This window comes from Halorussus marinus (assembly GCF_004521895.1).
GTDB classification, from domain to species: domain Archaea; phylum Halobacteriota; class Halobacteria; order Halobacteriales; family Haladaptataceae; genus Halorussus; species Halorussus marinus.
The window spans coordinates 126,534-142,337 of the sequence record NZ_SBIR01000007.1 but is presented as its reverse complement, the minus strand read 5'-3'; the positions used below and the strand labels follow the sequence as shown (position 1 = coordinate 142,337).

Here is a 15,804-nt window from a genome sequence, read left to right as displayed (position 1 = left end):
TCAGGGCTCTGCGTTCGGCGGGTCGCCGGCGCGCTCGGGGAACTGCTCGGCGACCTGCCGGCGGGTCGCTTCGAGCCCCTCGGAGTTGTCCACGGTGACGTGATCGCGCGCGAGCGGGTCGAACGTCTCGCGGTAGAGCCGGTGGACCTCGAAGTCGGCGTCGCTCTCGTCGCCCTCCCGGCGCTCGATCCGGTCGCGGACCACCGACTCCGCACACTCGACTTTCACCAGCCGGAACTCGGCGCCGAGGTCCGCGGCGAGCGTCGCGAGTCGGTCCCGGCGGCCGGCGTCCTGGAAGGTGCCGTCGAGCACGACGCTCCGGCCGGACCCGACGGTCTCGCGGGCCCGATCGAACAGTTCGTCGTACACCAGCCGGGACTCCTCCTCGGTGTAGTCGGGGTCGGTGAGGAGTTCCTTGCGGACCACGTCGGTCCGGAGGAGCCGGCCGTCGAGCCGGTCGGCGACGGTCTCGGCCACCGTCGTCTTCCCGACGCCCGGCAGGCCACAGACCGCGACCAGCGACTCAGCCATCGATACCACCGTCGGTCGAACGGGCGTGCGCGTCGGCCGCCGCGAGTCCCCGGATCATCCTGACTACCGTGTTCTGGCCGGCGACCCGTTATGAAAGTGGGGCAAACGCGTCGGGCTCACCCGCGCGCCGAGAGCATGTGACGGACGCCCTGAACGAACGGGCCGGGGTCGTCGAGCCGGAGGTAGTCGAAGTTCGGGTGGTCGTAGCACGACGAGAGGATCTCCCACGCGGTGGCGGCGAGCGAGGGCCGCTCGACGTGCGGGGAGTCGTCCCGGAGCACGCTCAGCAGGTAGCCGAGTTCGCCGTACAGGAGGTGGCTCCCGGCGCCGACCTCGTAGCCCGACTCGACCCGGTCGGGACGGTCAGTCGCCGCCAGCCAGTAGTGGAGCGGGAAGTCCGCGCCCGCCCGGACCGTCAACGGAAGCGACTGGTACATCCGGGGGTTGATCTCGGTGAGTACGAACTCGCCGGTCTCGGCGTCGCGCATGTACTCGATGCACGCGACCCCGTGCCAGTCGAGGGCCTCCAGCAGGGTCCGGCCGGCCCGTTCGAGCGCGGGCACGTCGACCGACTCGCGGTAGACGCCGCCCCCGCCGGTGTAGGAGTTGCCCCGGATCTGGCGGTGCTGGAACGTCGAGAGGAGTTCGCCCCGATCACACACCGCCCCAAAGAGGTACTCGTCGCTCGACTCGACGTACTCTTGGACGAGCGGCTCGTGGTGCATCTGCGCGACGAGCGCCTCGCTGTCGGGGCGCTCGCCGGGGCGCAGGTGGGTGACGGTCTTGACCTCCTCGGCCTCGTCGGGGGCGTAGGCGTCGAGGTACTCGTCAGTCAGGAGGTTGTACCGCGACTTCACGATCATCTCCTCGCTCCAGTCGTCGACCTCGCTCAGGAGCCGGGTTTCGGGCACCGCCAGGCCCGCCTGCGCCGCGATCTCGAACAGTCGCTTTCGGTCGTGGACGTTCCGGAGCGTCTCGAGGTCCGGCACGAGGAGCGAGACGTACGCCTCGAACTCCTCGCGGTACTTCGTGAGGACGTAGCTGTCCTCCTCGCGGATCGGGACCACCGTGCGGACGTCGGGACGGGCGGCGATGCCGACCAGCGCGTCCTTGTACGCGAGCAGGTCGTCGTGGGGCGAGGGAATCGTCAGCGCCTCGTCGCAGAACCGCGAGGCGAACTCCGGGACGTCGTCGTGGTGGGACGCGACGATCACGCGGAGCCCGCGGTCCGAGAGCGACCGCAGACACGCGTACGTCGCCGGGTCGTACCCCGTCGGCAGGAGGACGGCGTTTCGGTTCTCGGTCGTCGCCATACCCTCGGGTCGGCGTAGACGCTCATTAAGATAGGGAACCGTTAACTCCGGTTCGGCGGCGCAGGCCGAGCCTACGCTCCGATAGGCGTCGTCTGGGGGCGGTCCCGCGGTGCCTGCGCGACCCGGATCGTGCGAACCGTCCCCAGTCGAACCGCCTGCACTTATACGGGCCCCATTCACACTGGTAGCCATGACCGGAGACGAGCGGCGAATCGAGTCGACGGCGAACGCGGCGAGCGGAGACGAACGCGGCGCGCCGGGACGGACCGGCCCGGAGGGCGACCCATGAGCGGCGAGGCCGGCGCCGACCCGACTGCGAGCGACCTCGACGATCTGCCGGGGCTGGCCGCCGAACTGGTCCGCATCGAGACGGAGAACCCGCCGGGCAACGAGCGGCCCTGCGCGGAGTTCGTCGTCGAGTGGTTCGACCACCGGGGGATCGACGCGACGCTGTTCGAGGAGCCAAGCGCCCAGCGCCCGCAGGCGGTCGCCGAGGTCGGCGACCGCGAGGACGGGCCCACGCTCGTGCTGAACGGCCACACCGACGTGGTGCCCGCCGGCGACCGCGAGGCGTGGACCCACGACCCCTACGCCGGCGCGATCGCCGACGGCCGCCTCCACGGTCGGGGGAGCGCCGACATGAAGACGGGGATCGCGCTCGCGATGGTGACCGCCCGGGACCTCGCGCCAGAGATCGAGTCGGGCGACCTCGACGGCTCGCTGGTGGTCCACGCCGCGATGGGCGAGGAGACCGGCGACCCCGGCACCGCGAGCCTCCTTGAGGCGGGCTACGGCGGGGACGCCGCGGTCGTGCTCGAACCCACCGGCTTCCGGGTCGGCACGCGCGCGAAGGGGGTCGCCACCTTCCGGGTCGGCGTCGCCGGGGCCGCCGCCCACGCCAGCCACCCCGACGAAGGCGCGAACGCGATCGACGCCGCCCGGCCGGTGCTCGACGCGATCGACGAGTACGACGCCCGACTCCGCGAGCGCGTCGACGACCTCGTCGGGCGGGCCTACGCCACGGTCACGGAGCTGTCGGCCGGCACCGATTCGAACATGGCCGTGCTCCCCGAGCGCGCGGAACTGTTGCTCGATCGGCGAATCCTCCCGGACGAACGCTTCGAGGACGTGGAGACGGAGCTCGACGACCTGTTCGCGGGCGTCGAGCGCGAGGCGGGCGTCGAGACCGACCGCGAACTCGTGATGCACTACGCCTCGGCCGGGATCGCCGACGACAGCCCGCTGGCCGAGCGGTTGCGCCGGCTCTCGGCCGACCGGGCCGACGCCCCGACCGAGCCGTGGGGGATGGCGGCCGCGACCGACGCCCGGGAGTTCGTCGAGCGAGGCATCGAGGCCGTCATCTGGGGGCCGGGCGACCTCTCGAAGGCCCACGCGGTCGACGAGTGCATCGACCTCGCGGACGCCGCGACCGGGCTCGAAATCCTGAAAACCGCGACGAGAGAGGTTTTGTCGGAGTCCTAGCCGGGGACCGACGCCAGCAGGTCGACGCCGAACCCGGAGAAACCACAACTATGATCGGACGGCGGTCGGCTCCTGTCGGATATGGTAACGGAGCTCGCACGGCTGTACTCCGAGGCGTTCGCTCCGGAGTACTTCGTCCTCCTCTGTACGATCGCGCTCGTCGGACACGAGTGGCGACGGCGGCGGTTCGGTCCCGCCGGACTCGCCGGACGCGCGCTCGCCGTCGTCGCGGGATGGGCGGTCGCGTTCGCCATCTACGAGTCGACCGGCGCGGTCTTCGAGTCGGTGCCGTCGTGGGGCGAGGACTTCACGGGGAGCGTCGGGCTCGGGGTCGGGATCCTGCTGATCGGGATCGTCTGGCGCCTCCGAGAGTGGGGCCGACACGTCCCGCGGTTCGCGGCGCTCCTGCTCGGGGTCACCGTCGTCCACGTCGCGATCACGCCGTTCTGGGACGTTTCGAGTCACGTCGCGTACGCCGTCGCGCCCGCCGGCTACCTCGTCTCTGCGGACCGCCGGTTCTGGCCGCTGCTCGCGGTAGCGATCGGAATGGTGGCGGCCCGACCGCTGGCGGGGGCTCACACCTGGCTCCAGTCGATCGGTGGGTTCGCGCTCGCGGCGGCGTTCATCGCGGGCCTCAGCTACCGGGTCGGTCGAACCGGCGGGGCGGCGGCACCCGACCGAGCGACCGCCGATCGAGAGTAACTACGGATCGAGCGACACCGTCGAGAGGCCGGCATCGAGGTCCTCGACGTGGTCGTTGAACGCCGCCACGAATCCCGAGACGTCCCCCGCGAGCCGGCGCACGTCGCGGGCCGAGGGCTGTTCGTACTGCGAGAGGAGATAGACCCCGCCCTCGCCGCCGACCCGGAGGTAGCTCGCGCCGTCGACGTCCCACTTGAGTTCCCACCGGGTCCCATCGACCCGCGCCGCGAACGTGCCGTACTCGTCGGCCTCGTACCGGGAGAGTTCGAGCGCCATCCGATCGGCCGCGTCCCGGATCGCGCCGAGCACCCGGTCGCGCTCGGCGACGACCGACTCGGTCGAGGCCACCTCGGGGAACTCGTCGGCCACGTCGTCGAGGACCCCGGAGAGCGACCCGACGTAGTCGTTGTACGCCGCCACGAACGCGTCGTAGTCCTCCATGGCGGTCGCGAGTGCGTTGGGGTCGGGCGGATGCTTGGTCGAGACCACGTACGTCTCGGTCCGACCGCCGTCGAACAGGAGAAACTGGAGCGCTCCGGCCTCGTACTTGACCGTCCACTCGCCGCGCTCGGTCTCGAAGCTCCGCTTGCCGTAGTCGCCGCCGTGCAACAGCGCGAGTTCGCGCGCGATCGTCCCGGCGTGGTCGGCCACGCGCGCGACGACCTCGTCGCGGCGCTCGGCGACCGCCTCGGTCGATGCGGGGTCGCGGTCGGTGGGTTCGGTCATCGTCGACCGAACGCACTCGCAGGGGTTAACGACTGTGACCTGCGCCGGCTACCGGAACTCCCGGTGGAGCGCCAGCCCCTCCTCGTCGAGGACGCCCCCGACGACCGGGATCTCCCGGCCGCGGCGCTCGAAGATTTCGCCGCAGGGGACGCTCTCGGGCCCGCCGAACGCCTCGGCGAGGGCGGCGGCCGAGACGCTGTACACGACGCCGCCCAGTCCCGCGATGGCGATCGCGCCCGCGCACATGGGGCAGGGCTCGGTGCTGGTGTACATCACCGCCTCCGCCCGCTCGCCGGCGTCGAGTTCGCGAGCGGCGCGACGCGCCAGCGTGAGTTCCGGATGGAGCGCGATGTCGTCGTCGGTGTGCTCGCGGTTTGTCTCTTCCATCACCACGTCGCCGTCCCGGACGAGCACCGATCCGTACGGGCCGTCGCCCCGGTCGCCGGCCCGTCTGGCGAGCCGAATCGCTCGCCGGACGTGCGGTTCGTGATCGCGTTCGTCGAGTGAGCTCACGCCTCAGCAATCGGAGGCGACCGACAGAAACGTTTGGGTGCGACGGGGCGAGACGGGATCGGAGTCAGTCCGAGCCGAACATGTCCCGCATCATCGGGTGCATCTCCATCAGCTGCTCCTCGGCGATCTCCTCGTAGATCTTGTACGTGATCGAGACCGTCAGCAACAGCCCCGTCCCGGAGACGTCGCCGATGGTGCCGAGCATGTTCGCCATCACCGCGAGCAGACCGACCAGCGCGCCGCCGATGACGGTGACCTGCGGGATGTATCGCTCCATCACCTTCTCGATGACGCCGGTGTTCTGGCGGAAGCCGGGGATCTGCATCCCGGAGTTCTGGATCTGCTTGGCGGTGGCCTCCGGGCCCATGTCGGTGGTCTCGACCCAGAAGATGGCGAAGATGGCGCCGCCGATCACCATGAAGGTGAGGTCTACCGCGACCCGGATCATGATCTGCCACGGCTCCTGGGTCGCGCCCGCCGCCCACCACATCCACTGCTGGGGCGACTGTACCGGCGCGAGGTAGTAGAACAGCCCGCCGGTCGGCTGGCCCTGGCTGTACTGGCCGAGCCACGCGGGCATAGCCCCGAGCTGGCTGTTGAGGATGCGCCCGAGGAACTGGATGTTCATCTGGAGCGCCCGGACGAGGATCATCGGCAGGACGCTCGCGTAGATGAGCTTCACCGGGAACCGACCCCGCGCGCCCTTCACGCGGGCGTGGCTGAGCGGGATCTCGACCCGGACGCTCTCGGCGTACACGACGACCGCGAAGATGAACACCGTCGTGAAGATGGCGAGGATGCCACCCGGCCCGGTCAGGAGGTACTGGATGCCGTCGCCGGTCAGCAGCGAGGGCATGTTCTGGGCGCTCCCCGAGACGATCCCCCACCAGGTCGCGAGCAGGCCGGTCCGCTCGCCGAGCCCGGGCCACGCGAACAGGCCGCCGATGAGCCGCTGGCTCACGCCGGCGATGATGAACAGCCCGATCCCGGAGCCGACGCCCCACTTGCTCACGATCTCGTCCATGAACAGGATGAGGATCCCCCCGACGGCGATCTGGGCGAAGATGAGCCACTTGACGCCCCCGAGGCCGATCCCGAGGCTCTGGGCGACCTGCGGGTCCGCGGGCAGGAAGTTGCCGGCGAACACCATCGGCAGGCCGGTCAGGAAGATCATCACGACCACCAGCAGCTTCTGGAGGCCCTGATAGAGGATCTGATCGCGGGGGTCGTCGGTGTCGAGCCCGAGCAGGTCGGCACCGCCGAGCAGCTGCAACACGATGCTCGCGGTGACGATCGGTCCGATACCGAGCTGGAGGATGGTCCCCTGCCCGCCGGCCAGGATCGACCGGAACTGGCCGAACACGTCGGCAGTCTCGTTGGCACCGTACAGGAAGATGTTCGTGAGGAAGAAGTACAGGACCAGCACGCCCGCGGTCCAGCCAAGCTTTCGCTTGAACGGGACGTGGCCCTCCGGCCGTCTCACGGAGGGCATCCGGCTGAGGACTGGTTCGGCCGTCTCTTTCCAACTCATATATCGCAATACATCGGACGGGGGCTTGTATGTGCTTCGCTTTGGACCACGTTCGATCCCCGGAAGACGCCGCGTCTATTCGTCACGAATCCGGTAGGACAGCGGCGCACGCGCCGGTCGAGCTCGCCGCCGAAAGACGACTACGGCTGGCGCTCGCCGTCGAAAAAGAACGGAAAAACTCCGAGACGTTACTCGTCGTCGGCGTCTTCGTCGTCTTCGTCCTCGGCGCGCTCGCTGAGGACCGCCTCGCCGCCCTCCTCCTCGATGAGCTCGACCGCGCTCGCCGAGAAGGCGTCGGCGGTGACTTCGAGCTCGTTGCGGACCTGGCCGTCGCCGAGCACCTTGACGGCGTCGGCGTCCCAGCCGTCGTCGACGATGTCGCGAGCGTCGAGTCGGTAGCCCGAGTCGGTCTCCTCGGCGTCGCCGTCGGCGGCCAGCAGGGCCGCGTCCTCGTCGAGCTTCTGGACGGTGACGGTCAGGACCTCCTCTTTGACCTTCTCCGGCCGGGAGAAGCCGTGCTTGCCGAGCGGTTCGTAGTTGTGGAACTCGTGTTTGTCGCGTCCCGCGCGCCCGCGGCCGCCGCGGTTGCCGGCGCCGCGCCGGTTCTTGTGCGTGCCGCCGCCGTGGGTGCGAGAGCCGCGCTGTCGTCGTTTCTTGTCCGTCATGGTTATCGCATCGCCTTGAGGAGCGCGTCGATCTCCTCGGTGTCGTGCTTGCCGAGTTCGCCGCCCTCCACGACGGGGTGTTTGAGCCCCTCGTGGCCGCCCCGCGGCGGGTGGAGGCGAAGGACCGGTGCGAGTCCCTGCTCGCGCAGGGTCGTCTCGTCGTCGAGCAGTGCCGACGCAAGGTCGCTGACGCCGTCGTAGTCGGTGTTGTCCGCGACCCACTCGTCGTCGACGTCGGCCGAACCCTCGGCGGGCTCGGCGCGCTTCTCAAGCAGGGTTTCGAGCACGTCTTGGCTCGGTTCGCCGTACGCGGTGTAGTCGTTGACCTTCGTGATCATCCCGCGGTAGGCGTCGCCGTCGGGGACCAGCGCGCAGTGGTTCACGCGGTGGATGTTGAGCATCTCCAGGGTGTCCTGGATGTCCCCGCTCATGTCGACTTCGCCCCGAATCTGGACGACCGCCTTCATGAGTCGGCTACCTCCTCTTCGAAGTCCACCTGACCTCGCGGGCCGCGCGACTCGGCGGCGTTCTCCAGGGCGTTGTAGGTCGCCTTGGCGAGGTTGAGCGTGGTGCGGGTGTTGCCGTGGCTCTTGGTCCAGGCGTTCTCGACGCCGCCCAGTTCCAGAATCTTCCGGACGGTGTCGGTCGCCGCGAGTCCCAGCCCGGTCGGGGCGGGGATCAGTTCGACCTCGACCGAGCCGGCCTTGCCGGTCGTCCGGCGGGCCAGCGAGTGGGGTCGGTCGCTTCGGTCCTCCCACGACCCGGCGCCGCGGTTGACCTTGATGAGGTTGAGCTTCGCGATGTCGATCGCCTTCTGGATGGCCCCGCCGACCTGATCGTCGCGGCCCTCCGCGTAGCCGACGTAGCCGTCGCGGTTACCGATCGCGACGACGCATCGGAACTTCACGCGGCGACCGGAGTCGGTCATCCGCTGGACCATGTTGATGTCCAGTACCTCGTCTTCGAGCCCCGGCAGGAGCTGGTCGACGAGTTCGGACTCCTTCAGCGGGAGGCCGGAGTTGAGGGCGTCCTCCATCGTGTCGATCTCGCCCTCGGCGACTTTGCGGCCGAGACGGGTCTGGGGTTCCCAGCCGTCGTGGTTTGCACACATGTGTTAGTCCTCCTGTAGCGTTTCGAGCACGTCGTCGAAGTGCTCGGGCAGTTCCGTCGCGTCGAACTCCCCGCTGTAGAGGGGCTCGTCGCGCTGTTGGGCGTACTCGGCGATGTGTTCGCCGCGGTTACGCGACCAGTCGGCGAGCACCGACTCGTTGTGGGGGATCTCGAGGCCGGCGTCGATAGCGCCCTCCTGCACCGCGAAGGCCTTGTTGCCGGGCGTCGCGGTGTTGAGGCCGATGTCGAGCACCGCCTCCTCGTACCCCGCGTCGAGCGCACGCTTTCCGAGCAGGTACCCCGTGAGGTACGCGCTCGGGAGATTGCCCGTGGGGGCCTCCCAGCCGTACTCCTCGAGGTCGCCCGAGAAGGCGCTCGCGACTGTCTCGTCGCCGTCCGGACCCATCGTGACCAGCTGCGCCCTGACGTGCTTGTTGCTCTTGCGAGCGACCAGCCGGGGCTTACCGGATTTCAGCAGGCGCAACCGCTGATGGTAGTTGGTCCGGACCTCGCGGCGACGGCGCATCGGCACCGTGTATCGTGGTCCTGTTGCCATGGTTAGTAGTTACTCTCGATGTAGTTCAGCAGATACCGGACGCTCCGGAACTCGCCGCCTTTCGCCTTGTCGTAGAGGTCGCGGTACTGCGACTGGGTGATCTCACCCTCGGCGCGGAGTTCCTTGAGCTTCCGGCGCTGTGCGCGGATCGTCTTCTGCCACTGTTCTTTCTCGTTCTGGCGACCGCCCGCCTTCCCCTTGCGGGTGCCGGGGCCGGTCTGGTGCCCGTAGTCGCGCTTTTGCTTGCGCTTGCGGGCGCGACCGCGGGAGTTGCCCTTCTTGTCCTTGGCCCGAATCGTGCCGTCCTCGACGAGTTCGCGGATGTCCTCGCGGGTGATCGCCTCCGCGATGTCGCCCTGCGCGTCGGGGTCGAACCAGACGCGGTTCTCGCCGACGTCGAGCACGTCCGAGGCGAGTCGCTTCTGTGCGTTCAGGTCAGTCATTCGTCGACCTCCACTTCCTCGTAGGTCGGGTTCAGGACGCGGACGCCCTGGTCTTCTGCCTGTTCTTCGATGCGCTCGCGCTTGCGGGCGCCGACCTTCGAGGCGATGCGGACCGCCTCGCGGTCGCCGTCGACGCCCTCGAGGTCGTCGACGTTGTGGACGCGGACTTCCTCGAAGCCGCTGGGGTGCTTGCCGCGCACCGCCTTCGGCGTGCGGTAGCCCGCCTCGACCTTCGGGCCCTTGCCCTTGATGCCGCGGCGCTGTTTCGACAGCGTCCCCTTCGGACGCCGCCACGAGGTCGGGGTGCGCTTTTTCTTGTGGTAGTCCTGACGGTTGAACTGCGGTTTGCCCACGCGCTTGCGCTGGGCGAGCAGTTCCTCCTCGCGCTCGGTGAGGTCGGGCGTCTTGTCGACCAGCCCGCGGGGCTGGAGTTCGGTCTCGACCTCCTCGGCCTCGGCCTCGTCGGCTTCGGTCTCGTCTTCTTCGATCTCTGCCTCGGTCTCGTCCTCGACTTCGAGCCCGCCCACGTCCGCCTTGATGCGGGCCGCGAGGGCGTTCCCGATGCCTTCGACCTCGGCGAGCTCGTCCTGACTGGCCGCCTTGACGTCCTCGACGGCGTCGAAGCCGGCCTCGCGCAGCGAGTCGGCCTTGCTCGGGCCGACGCCGCTGATGTCTTCAAGCTCTTGGGGTTCGTCTGCCATTCGTTAGACACCTCCAGTCTGGGGCTTCTCGGTGATGTAGACGCCGTCCTGGAACACGCGGGTGTCCTTGTCCTGCACGCGGGTCAACTGCTCGATGTCCGCGGCGGTCTGGCCGACGTCCTCGATGCTCGGGCCGCTGAGACGGACGACCTCGTCGTCCACGTCGACGGTCGTGTCGCCGTGAACGTCGGTCCGTCGCGGGGCTTTCTCTCCGAGGAAGTTCTCGATGACGACCTCGTCGCCCTCGGCGCGGACCTGCATCGGGAAGTGAGAGTAAAACACCTCCATGGTGTACTCCCAGCCCTCGGTCACGCCGTGGAACATGTTGCGAACGTGGCTCTCGAACGTGCCGACGGTCGCGTTCGTCTTCGCGTCGTTCTCCTCGCTCTCGATGACCACCGAGCCGTCGTCCGTTTCGACGGTCACGTCGGGGTACCAGAGGCGTCGGGTGACGGCGCCGTTCGGACCCTCGACGGTGAGTTCGAGGTGGTCCATCTCGGCGGTTACCTCGTCCGGAATTTCCAGTTCTACTCGTGCCATTGTTAGTACACGTAGGCGATGATCTGGCCACCGACGCCGCGCTCGCGGGCCTCGTAGTGGCTCATGACGCCGCGGCTGGTCGTGACGACGAGCGCCCCGTAGTCCCGGGCGGGGAGGAACCGCTTCTCCCACTTCTCGAACTCGTCGGCCCCGGCCGAGTACCGGGGCTTGACCGCGCCGCACTCGTTGATTGCGCCTTTCAGTTCGACCTCGAACTCTCCGGCTTTACCGTCGTCGACGAACTCGAAGCCGTCGATGTACCCTCGGTCGTAGAGGACTTCGAGTACGCTGCCGATCTCGTTCGAGGCGGGCTGTACCGTGTGGCTCAGATGCCCGACGCTCTCGGCGTTGTCCACGCCCGAGAGTGCGTTGGCCAGCGGATCGTTTCCTGCCATGGTTATCGGTACTTCTTGAATCCCATGCTTCGGGCGATCTCGCGGAAGCACTGGCGACACAGATTGATGTCGTACTTGCCGACCAGTCCCTGCTTGCGGCCACAGCGCTGGCACTCCTCGATCTGGCCAGTGCGTTTGGCCGCGTGCTCTCCCGTCGCGTCGGATTCGGTTTCGCTTTCGCTCATTGCTCTATCTCCACGTCGAAGTTGGCTTCGAGGTACGCGATGGCGTCCTCTGCGCTCAGTCGATGACCCGACGGAATCGAACGGGTCACCTTGTCTCGCTTCGAGACACGGTAGCCGGGGCGGACGAGGTTGACCGTCACGTCGAGCCCGTAGATGCCGACGTTGGGGTCGTACTCCTGGCTCGGGAACTCGGTGTGCTCCTCGATGCCGAAGCTGAAGTTCCCGGTGTCGTCGAACTGCCCGGCCGAAACGTCCGCGATGGGGAGTGCCGTCTCGAGGAACTCCTCGGCCTCGTCGTCGCGCAGGGTGACCTTCGCGCCGATCGGGTCGCCCTGCCGGATGCCGAACTCGGGCTTGGTGGCCTTCGCCTGCGTCCGAACGCTCTGCTGGCCGGTGACGTCCTCGATGATCTCCTCGGCGTCCGCGAGCGCGCGGCCGCCCTCGCCGACGCCCATGTGGACGACGATCTTCTCGATGGTCGGCTCCCGCATCTCGTGGAAGTCGGCCTGCGACTCGCTCATTCGTCGTCACCTCCGTCCTCGGAGCTCTCGTCGTCAGAGGCGGCGTCCGCCTCGTCGCCGACGAAGTTCTCGTCGATGACGACGACGTACTCCTCGACCGTCTCGAACGAGTCGTCGCCAGCGTCGACCACGACGTTGTTCGAACCGCTGCCGGGAGTGGTCTGGATCTCGTCGACCTCGCCGATGTCGCCGGCGTGGGACCCCCGAACCGCGGTCACGAGGCTCCCCTCTTCGTAGGGGAAGTGGGCGACGATCTCGCCGTCGTCGTTGTCGATGACGATCGAGTCTTTGGCGGCGTACTCGTCGTCCTCGACGAGCAGGTTCTGCCCGTCGTGGAGGTTGAGCTGCGTCCGGCCGCCGGCGACCTTCGTCTTGTCCTCGATCTTCGAGAGCTTGCTGTCGGCGTCCGCGGCGTCGATGGGGGTCAGCGCGAGCCGACCGCCCTCGTCGGGGAACACCCGGTAGTACTCGTCGCGCTCGGTGAACGCCAGGATGTCGAACATCCCGATGGGACGGTCCTCGGCGACGTTCGCGTCGCCGTTGACCAGCACCGTGCCCTGTTCGAGCGCGTAGCGGGCTTCCTTCCGCGACGCGACGTAGCCCAGCACGTCCCGCAGCACGATCAGCAGCGGGACGCCGTCCTCGCCGTGGGGGCCTTGGGCCTTCACGGTGAACGTCTCGGTCTTGCGCTCGACCGGCCAGGACTTCGGAACGGAGAGTCGTTTCTGGTGGTTGCTCATTCGTCGTCACCTCGGAGGCGCGCCTCGCGCACGTCGTCCTCGAGGTCGAGGTCGGTCACGCGGAGGTTGCTCGCGTCGAGCGCCCGGGGCACTTCCTCCCCGTCTGCCTTCTCGGTCGTCACGTCCTCGACGCGAACGACCGCGTCGCGGAGGTCGACGTCGATGACTTCGCCTTCTTCGCCGGCGTAGTCACCGCGCATCACCTCGACGGTGTCGCCCGCGTTGACCCGGACGCGCCGGGTGTCGAACTCCTCGCGGAGGTCGTCGGACAGCGTGGCGTTGACCTGCTTGTGACGCTCGTGGAGCGAGGCGCTTTCGGTCTGGTTTCGCTGTTTGCGTGGTTGTTCAGTCATACTATCATCGTAGCCGTGCTCGCGATCGAGCCGAACCGTTCGGCGACTTCCCGCGCGATCGGACCCTTGATCTCGGTCCCGCGGGGCTCTTCGACGTCGTCGATGATGACGGCCGCGTTGTCTTCGAACTTGACGCGGGTGCCGTCGGGGCGACGGATGGGCTTGCGCTGGCGGACGACGACCGCCTCCAGCACCTGCCGGCGCATCTCGGGGGTACCCTTCGTGACCGAGACGGTCACCTTGTCGCCGATCCCCGCCTTGGGGTGTCGGCTCTTGGTGCCCGAGTAGCCGGAGACGCTGATGACCTTGACTTCGCGCGCGCCGGTGTTGTCGGCGCAGGTCAGCAGCGAGCCCTTCGCGAGGCCCTGCGTGACGTCAGCCTTCAGTGCCTCCATCAGTCTTCGCCCTCCTCGTCGGTTTCGGCGTGTTCGGTGCCGCCCGCTCCGAAGTCCTCGGTCGTGTCGAGGGTCTCGACGACGACGTGGGACTTCGTCTTCGAAAGCGGTCGGGTCTCTGCGATACGAACCGTGTCGCCGACTTCCAGGCCGAGGCACTCCGGCGCGTGAGCCGGAACGCGGGACCGGCGTTTCATGTACCGGTCGTACTTCGGCACCGGAACGTCGTACTCTCGCTCGACGATCACGGTCTTGTCCATGTCTGTGGAGGCGACCTCTCCTTCGAGGGTCTGTCCGCGCACGGAAAGCGTTCCGTGGAAGGGACAGTTCTCGTCGGAGCAGGTCTCCTCCGGTTCTGTTACGTTCAGTCCTATTGCCATCTGGATTCACCTGCCTTCTCGGTGCGTAGTTCGGGTCGTGAGAGCAGTCGCGCGCCATCCACCGTAACGTAGGCCACGCCCTCGCAGTGACCAGACTGACCGGAGCGACCTCCGGCAGTTTCCGATCCCCGTTTGGACGCGGTCCCCGACTCCTTGGCGGCGCCGTCACGCGAGACGCGACGGGGCTCCGAGCGCGGCCCGGAGCAGTCGGCGGGTTCATCTGTGAGCGCGAACTCGAACGTCGAGCCCTGCTTTTGCACCTGCCGCACCCGATCGGCCGACGCGACGCTCAGCGTGGCCCGCGTCTCGGCGACCACCCGGCCCTCGATTCCGACGAGGTCCGGATTGGCCGCGTCCACGACGCGGACCGACAGCCCGTTGAGCTCGTGTCGCGTCAGCGTTTCGGGTGTGAGTGGCATGTTATTCGTCGTCTTCGTCCAGGTCGCCTTCCTCGCGCTGGACCGTCTTGATGCGCGCGATGGTCCGGCGCAGTTCCTGGAATCGGCCGGGGTCCTCGGGCGCGCCACCCGCGGCCTTCACGGCCTTCGCGTTGAGCAGTTCGGTCTCGAGCTCTTCGAGCTCGGATTCGCGCTCTGCCGGAGTCATGTCGCGGATCTCCTCGACGTGAACGATCGCCATTATTCGTCACCCTCCTCGTCGGAGTCCATCTCGTCCATGAGCTCCTCGGCTTCCTGTTCGACCTCTTCTTCGAGTTCGTCGAGCTCCTCTTCGACCGACTCGTCGGCCTCGGCGTCCGCGTCGGACTCCTCGTCCGTCGCGGTCTCCTCTTCGAGGACCTCCTCGACGACCTCTTCGTCGACTGCCTGCTCGTCGGACTCGTCGGCGTCTTCGGCCGCCTCGTCGGCGCCGAGCTCTTCGAGTTCTTCGTCGGTCGGCTCGTCGAGCAGTTCCTCGACCGACTCGTTGGCTTCGACGGCCTCCGGGACGACCTCTTCGGGGCTCGCGCCCTCGTGGATCTCGAAGTCGTCGGGGAGGTCGGCGCCCGGCGGGATGATCTTGACGTCCACGCCGATAGTGCCGAGCTTCATCACCGCGACGCCCTGACCGTGGTCGACGATGTCCTCGGCGGGTTCGCCGTTGTGCTTGATGTAGCCGCGGTTGAACTTCTCGACGCGCGAACGCGCCCCGGACACCTTGCCCGAGAGGACGATCTCGGCGCCGAGCGCGCCCGCGTCCATGATTCGGTCGATGGTGGTGTGGCCGGCCTTCCGGAAGTACCAGCCGCGTTCGAGGGCGTTTGCGAGCCGGTCGGCGACGATCCGGGCGTTCAGGTCGGGCTCGTCGACCTCCTGAACGTCGATCTGCGGGTCGTCGAGGTCGAACCGCTCCTCGAGCTGGGTGGTGATCTTCCGGATGTTCTTGCCGCCCTTGCCGATGACCATGCCGGGCTTCTCGGCCTTCAGCACGATCTGGGTTCCCATCGGGGTCTTGGCGACGTCCATGCCGCCGTAGCCGGCGCGCCCGAGTTCGTCGCTGAAGAACTCGTCGATCTGGGAGCGCTGGAGCCCGTCTTCGATGAACTGGTGTTCGTCCGCCATTACTCGTCAGCCTCCTCGAGGATGAGTTCGACGTCTACTTCCATGGTGTTCCACGCGCTCGCGCGACCCATCGCGCGGGGCTTGCGGCCCTGGACCTCGCCGACCTTGTGGGCGGCGACGTGCATGATCTCCATCTCCTCGCCGTCGAAGCCCTGCTCGTCGGCGTTGTTGACCACGTTCTCGATGAGGTCGAGAAACGCCGAACTGGCCTTCTCGGGGTAGCGACCGGCGTCCCAGCCGTCGATGTCGCTTCGGTGGCCCACGCCGCTGTTGTGGGACTTGAACGGCACCGACCGCTCGCCGTCGATGACCTGCTGGAGGTAGTCGACGGCGTCGGCGGCGGTCATGCCCTTGATCTCGCGGGCGATGGCCTTGCTGTGCTTGTGACTCATGTGCCGCTCCCGGAGCATCCCCTTGGCGGTGGTGTCCGGGTCGGCCTCGACGCTGTAGCTGATTCCCATGA

Annotated in this window: 25 protein-coding genes; 2 read left to right on the top strand and 23 right to left on the bottom strand. The window is 68.0% G+C overall.

All coding sequences use genetic code 11. The features are described from left to right. Both EPL04_RS10875 and EPL04_RS10870 read right to left on the bottom strand, forming a co-directional pair. Positions 1-531 (bottom strand): AAA family ATPase, encoded by a 531-nt coding sequence (locus EPL04_RS10875; protein WP_134671369.1) that lies wholly within the window; start codon positions 529-531, stop codon positions 1-3. A gap of 116 nt (positions 532-647) precedes the next feature. Continuing rightward, positions 648-1,844 (bottom strand): carboxylate--amine ligase, encoded by a 1,197-nt coding sequence (locus tag EPL04_RS10870; protein ID WP_134671368.1) that lies wholly within the window; start codon positions 1,842-1,844, stop codon positions 648-650. Positions 1,845-2,129: 285 nt separating this feature from the next. Here EPL04_RS10870 and EPL04_RS10865 point away from each other — a divergent pair, with 285 nt between their 5' ends. Beyond that, positions 2,130-3,326 (top strand): M20 family metallopeptidase, encoded by a 1,197-nt coding sequence (locus EPL04_RS10865; protein ID WP_134671367.1) that lies wholly within the window; start codon positions 2,130-2,132, stop codon positions 3,324-3,326. An 81-nt stretch (positions 3,327-3,407) separates the two neighbouring features. Then, positions 3,408-4,028: a hypothetical protein gene (locus EPL04_RS10860; RefSeq protein WP_209019614.1), complete on the top strand. Its 621-nt coding sequence runs from the start codon at positions 3,408-3,410 to the stop codon at positions 4,026-4,028. On the opposite strand, the gene EPL04_RS10855 is transcribed toward EPL04_RS10860, so the two are convergent. From EPL04_RS10855 to EPL04_RS10755, 21 genes are all read right to left on the bottom strand, one after another. After that, complete coding sequence (locus tag EPL04_RS10855; RefSeq protein WP_134671366.1) at positions 4,029-4,754, bottom strand: hypothetical protein; 726 nt, start codon at positions 4,752-4,754, stop codon at positions 4,029-4,031. Between the two features lie 48 nt (positions 4,755-4,802). Then, positions 4,803-5,267 (bottom strand): nucleoside deaminase, encoded by a 465-nt coding sequence (locus EPL04_RS10850; protein WP_134671365.1) that lies wholly within the window; start codon positions 5,265-5,267, stop codon positions 4,803-4,805. Between the two features lie 64 nt (positions 5,268-5,331). Further along, positions 5,332-6,798, bottom strand: coding sequence for a preprotein translocase subunit SecY (gene secY, locus EPL04_RS10845; RefSeq protein ID WP_134671364.1), 1,467 nt, complete (start codon positions 6,796-6,798; stop codon positions 5,332-5,334). 188 nt (positions 6,799-6,986) lie between these two features. Then, positions 6,987-7,463: an uL15m family ribosomal protein gene (locus EPL04_RS10840; protein ID WP_134671363.1), complete on the bottom strand. Its 477-nt coding sequence runs from the start codon at positions 7,461-7,463 to the stop codon at positions 6,987-6,989. A gap of 2 nt (positions 7,464-7,465) precedes the next feature. After that, a complete protein-coding gene (gene rpmD / locus EPL04_RS10835) occupies positions 7,466-7,930 on the bottom strand; it encodes a 50S ribosomal protein L30 (protein ID WP_134671362.1) in 465 nt (154 codons plus the stop codon). After that, positions 7,927-8,574 (bottom strand): 30S ribosomal protein S5, encoded by a 648-nt coding sequence (locus tag EPL04_RS10830; RefSeq protein ID WP_134671361.1) that lies wholly within the window; start codon positions 8,572-8,574, stop codon positions 7,927-7,929. Before EPL04_RS10830 ends, rpmD begins: the two co-directional genes overlap by 4 nt. Positions 8,575-8,577: 3 nt before the next feature. After that, positions 8,578-9,129, bottom strand: coding sequence for a 50S ribosomal protein L18 (locus EPL04_RS10825; RefSeq protein ID WP_134671360.1), 552 nt, complete (start codon positions 9,127-9,129; stop codon positions 8,578-8,580). Positions 9,130-9,131: 2 nt separating this feature from the next. Next, entirely contained in the window at positions 9,132-9,572 is a 441-nt protein-coding gene (locus tag EPL04_RS10820) for a 50S ribosomal protein L19e (protein WP_134671359.1), read from the bottom strand. Beyond that, positions 9,569-10,273: a 50S ribosomal protein L32e gene (locus tag EPL04_RS10815; RefSeq protein ID WP_134671358.1), complete on the bottom strand. Its 705-nt coding sequence runs from the start codon at positions 10,271-10,273 to the stop codon at positions 9,569-9,571. The genes EPL04_RS10820 and EPL04_RS10815 overlap by 4 nt, the downstream gene beginning before the upstream one ends. Positions 10,274-10,276: 3 nt before the next feature. Then, complete coding sequence (locus EPL04_RS10810; protein WP_134671357.1) at positions 10,277-10,813, bottom strand: 50S ribosomal protein L6; 537 nt, start codon at positions 10,811-10,813, stop codon at positions 10,277-10,279. Positions 10,814-10,815: 2 nt separating this feature from the next. Beyond that, positions 10,816-11,208 carry a 30S ribosomal protein S8 gene (locus tag EPL04_RS10805; RefSeq protein ID WP_134671356.1) on the bottom strand — a complete coding sequence of 131 codons (393 nt, stop codon included), beginning with the start codon at positions 11,206-11,208 and terminating at the stop codon, positions 10,816-10,818. 2 nt (positions 11,209-11,210) lie between these two features. Next, entirely contained in the window at positions 11,211-11,393 is a 183-nt protein-coding gene (locus tag EPL04_RS10800; RefSeq protein WP_132059700.1) for a 30S ribosomal protein S14, read from the bottom strand. Next, positions 11,390-11,914, bottom strand: a complete 525-nt coding sequence (locus tag EPL04_RS10795) for a 50S ribosomal protein L5 (protein WP_134671355.1) — start codon at positions 11,912-11,914, stop codon at positions 11,390-11,392. Before EPL04_RS10795 ends, EPL04_RS10800 begins: the two co-directional genes overlap by 4 nt. After that, complete coding sequence (locus tag EPL04_RS10790) at positions 11,911-12,654, bottom strand: 30S ribosomal protein S4e (RefSeq protein ID WP_134671354.1); 744 nt, start codon at positions 12,652-12,654, stop codon at positions 11,911-11,913. Before EPL04_RS10790 ends, EPL04_RS10795 begins: the two co-directional genes overlap by 4 nt. Then, positions 12,651-13,007, bottom strand: a complete 357-nt coding sequence (gene rplX / locus EPL04_RS10785; protein WP_134671353.1) for a 50S ribosomal protein L24 — start codon at positions 13,005-13,007, stop codon at positions 12,651-12,653. The genes EPL04_RS10790 and rplX overlap by 4 nt, the downstream gene beginning before the upstream one ends. Then, entirely contained in the window at positions 13,004-13,402 is a 399-nt protein-coding gene (locus EPL04_RS10780) for a 50S ribosomal protein L14 (RefSeq protein WP_134671352.1), read from the bottom strand. The genes rplX and EPL04_RS10780 overlap by 4 nt, the downstream gene beginning before the upstream one ends. Beyond that, positions 13,402-13,782 (bottom strand): 30S ribosomal protein S17, encoded by a 381-nt coding sequence (locus EPL04_RS10775; RefSeq protein WP_134671351.1) that lies wholly within the window; start codon positions 13,780-13,782, stop codon positions 13,402-13,404. Before EPL04_RS10775 ends, EPL04_RS10780 begins: the two co-directional genes overlap by 1 nt. After that, entirely contained in the window at positions 13,773-14,201 is a 429-nt protein-coding gene (locus tag EPL04_RS10770; protein ID WP_134671350.1) for a ribonuclease P protein component 1, read from the bottom strand. The genes EPL04_RS10775 and EPL04_RS10770 overlap by 10 nt, the downstream gene beginning before the upstream one ends. A gap of 1 nt (position 14,202) precedes the next feature. Beyond that, positions 14,203-14,421 (bottom strand): 50S ribosomal protein L29, encoded by a 219-nt coding sequence (gene rpmC / locus EPL04_RS10765; protein WP_134671349.1) that lies wholly within the window; start codon positions 14,419-14,421, stop codon positions 14,203-14,205. Then, positions 14,421-15,341 carry a 30S ribosomal protein S3 gene (locus EPL04_RS10760; protein ID WP_134671348.1) on the bottom strand — a complete coding sequence of 307 codons (921 nt, stop codon included), beginning with the start codon at positions 15,339-15,341 and terminating at the stop codon, positions 14,421-14,423. Before EPL04_RS10760 ends, rpmC begins: the two co-directional genes overlap by 1 nt. Beyond that, positions 15,341-15,802: a 50S ribosomal protein L22 gene (locus tag EPL04_RS10755; RefSeq protein WP_134671347.1), complete on the bottom strand. Its 462-nt coding sequence runs from the start codon at positions 15,800-15,802 to the stop codon at positions 15,341-15,343. The genes EPL04_RS10760 and EPL04_RS10755 overlap by 1 nt, the downstream gene beginning before the upstream one ends. Positions 15,803-15,804: the final 2 nt, after the last annotated feature.